Annotated in this window: 3 protein-coding genes; 1 reads left to right on the top strand and 2 read right to left on the bottom strand. The window is 69.7% G+C overall.

Translation table 11 applies throughout. The annotated features are described in order from the left end of the window. A partial coding sequence (locus A612_RS01410; protein ID WP_019372830.1) for a metallophosphoesterase occupies positions 1-393 on the bottom strand: 393 nt, incomplete at its 3' end. 151 nt (positions 394-544) lie between these two features. Here A612_RS01410 and A612_RS16885 point away from each other — a divergent pair. After that, positions 545-787: a hypothetical protein gene (locus A612_RS16885; RefSeq protein WP_141630311.1), complete on the top strand. Its 243-nt coding sequence runs from the start codon at positions 545-547 to the stop codon at positions 785-787. A gap of 27 nt (positions 788-814) precedes the next feature. Here the strand turns inward: A612_RS16885 and A612_RS01420 are convergent, their stop codons facing one another. After that, complete coding sequence (locus A612_RS01420) at positions 815-2,683, bottom strand: phosphoenolpyruvate carboxykinase (GTP) (RefSeq protein WP_019372832.1); 1,869 nt, start codon at positions 2,681-2,683, stop codon at positions 815-817. Positions 2,684-2,786: the final 103 nt, after the last annotated feature.

Here is a 2,786-nt window from a genome sequence, read left to right on the forward strand (position 1 = left end):
AGGTGGCCCGCCGCGCGCCTGGGCGATGGCGTCGAAGTCGCTCCACAGCGTGGTGCCGAGGAAGCGCACGCCACCCAGCACGATGCTCTCGCGCTCCAGCCAGCCGATGCCCAGGCGCTCGCAGGTGGCGCGCAGACGTGCGTGGGCCGCGTCGAAGTCCAGCGCGTCGTACTCGTGGTTGCCGGGCACGAACAGCACCGGGGTGGGCCAGCTGCCGTGCTGCGGCAGCGGCGAGAAGCGCTCCAGGCCGAAGTCCTCTCCCGAAAGGCGCGAGCCCCGCTGGAACGAGCCGATGTCGCCGGCCAGCACCAGCACGTCGGCCCCGGCAGCGGGGCTGGCGTGGAACTGGGGCTGGGCCTCCAGATGCAGGTCGGACAGCAGTTGGATGTTCATGGCGGCGTGCAGGCGAGGGCCGGGCGGCACGATCCCCTTGTGGCGCGGGCGGACATGGGGCACGGTCCGGGCAGGAAACCAGGGTAAACCCTAGGATACTCTGGTGGCCCGCACAGCCGTGCGGCGCCCGACCGCCCTCCTGGAGCCCGCGATGACCCGTCCCACCCCGAAACTTCCATCCAGCACACGGCAGCACACCGGCCGCAGCGCGCCGGCCAGCGGCATGGCCCGCCTGCTGCGCCGCGCCCTGCGGCGCTGGACCCAGGCCCGGCGGCAGGCGGGGGCAGAGCAGCGGATCCACAACGCCGTGCTGCACGAGGCGCGCATCCTGGCCGACCTGAGCCGCGCCATGAACGGCATCGCGGTGGAGGACATGCGCCGCTACCGCTTCTGAGGGCGGTGCGGCGCCAGGAGCAGGCGATCAGGCTGCCAGGCGCTCGCGCAGCCCGGCCTTCACCGCCAGCAGCGCCTCGGGCAGGCGCTGCCCCAGCCTGTCGAAGTGCTCGGCGTGCGACTGCAGCTCGTCCTGCCAGGCGGCGCGATCGATGCCGCTCACGCTGTCGAACTGCGCCTGCGAGAAGTCCAGTCCGCTCCAGTTGATTTCCGCGTACTGCGGCGCGATGCCGAAGGGCGTTTCCTGGCCGGCGGCCTGGCCCTCGATGCGGTCGATCATCCACTTGAGCACACGCATGTTCTCGCCGTAGCCCGGCCAGACGAACTTGCCGGCCTCGTCCTTGCGGAACCAGTTGGTGGTGAAGATGCGCGGCAGCTGCGCGCCCTGCGCCTCGATCTTGGCGCCCAGCTCCAGCCAGTGGCGGAAGTAGTCGCCCATGTGGTAGCCGATGAAGGGCAGCATGGCGAAGGGATCGCGGCGCACCACCCCCTGCTTGCCGAAGGCGGCGGCGGTGGTCTCGCTGCCCATGGTGGCGGCCATGTACACGCCCTCGGTCCAGTTGCGCGCCTCGGTCACCAGGGGCACGGTGGTGGAGCGGCGGCCGCCGAAGATGATGGCGTCGATCTTCACGCCGGCCGGATCGTCCCAGGCCTCGTCCAGCGCCGGGTTGTTGGTCGCGGCCACGGTGAAGCGGGCGTTGGGGTGGGCGGCCTTGGCGCCGGTTTCCTTGGCAATGGCCGGCGTCCAGTCGCGGCCCTGCCAGTCGATCAGGTGCTCGGGCACGACACCGGTGTCGGCCTCCATGCCTTCCCACCACACGTCGCCGTCGTCGGTCAGCGCGACGTTGGTGAAGATCACGTCGCGCTGCAGGCTGAGCATGCAGTTCGGGTTGGTCTTCATGTTGGTGCCCGGCGCCACGCCGAAGTAGCCGGCTTCCGGGTTGATGGCGCGCAAGCTGCCATCGGCCTGTGGCTTGATCCAGGCGATGTCGTCGCCGATGGTCGTCACTTTCCAGCCGTCGAAGGCCTTCGGGGGCACCAGCATGGAGAAGTTGGTCTTGCCGCAGGCGCTGGGGAAGGCGGCGGCGACGTGGTGCTTCTTGCCTTCGGGGCTCTGCACGCCCAGGATCAGCATGTGCTCGGCCAGCCAGCCTTCGTCGCGGCCCATCTTGGAAGCGATGCGCAGCGCCAGGCACTTCTTGCCCAGCAGGGCGTTGCCGCCGTAGCCCGAGCCGTAGCTCCAGATCTCGCGCGTCTCGGGGTAGTGAACGATGTACTTGGTGTCGGGGTTGCAGGGCCAGGAGGTCTGGTCCTTCTCGCCTTCGGCCAGGGGCGCGCCCACGGTGTGCACGCAGGGCACGAACTCGCCTTCGGTGCCGATCACGTCGTACACGGCACGGCCCATGCGCGTCATGATCTTCATGTTCACCGCGACATAGGCGCTGTCGGACAGCTCCACGCCGACGTGGGCGATGGGGGAGCCGAGCGGACCCATGGAGAACGGCACCACGTACATGGTGCGCCCGCGCATGCAGCCGTCGAACAGCGGCTGCAGGGTCGCGCGCATCTCGGCCGGCGCCATCCAGTTGTTGGTGGGGCCGGCGTCGTCCTGGTTCTCCGAGCAGATGAAGGTGCGGTCTTCCACGCGCGCCACGTCCGAGGGGTCGGACCAGGCCAGGTAGCTGTTCGGGCGCTTGGCGGGATTCAGGCGCTTGAAGGTGCCGGCGTCCACCAGCTGCTGGCACAGGCGGTCGTATTCCTCGGCGCTGCCGTCGCACCAGTGGATGCGGTCGGGCTTGCACAGGGCCGCCATCTCGGCGACCCAGGCGACGAGTTTGGCGTTCTTGACGTAGGCGGGGGCCTGGAGGTCCAGGCCCTGCATGTGGGGTGCGTTCATGGGAAGCTTCCTGCGAGTTGAAAAACCGTCTTGTCGAAGGAAGCGCGGGCCGGGCGGCGGGCGAGGCAGGGACGCGCTGCCTTGGAGAAAACGGCGGGCCGCG

This window comes from Melaminivora alkalimesophila, from assembly GCF_000282995.1.
GTDB classification, from domain to species: Bacteria; Pseudomonadota; Gammaproteobacteria; order Burkholderiales; family Burkholderiaceae_C; genus Melaminivora; species Melaminivora alkalimesophila.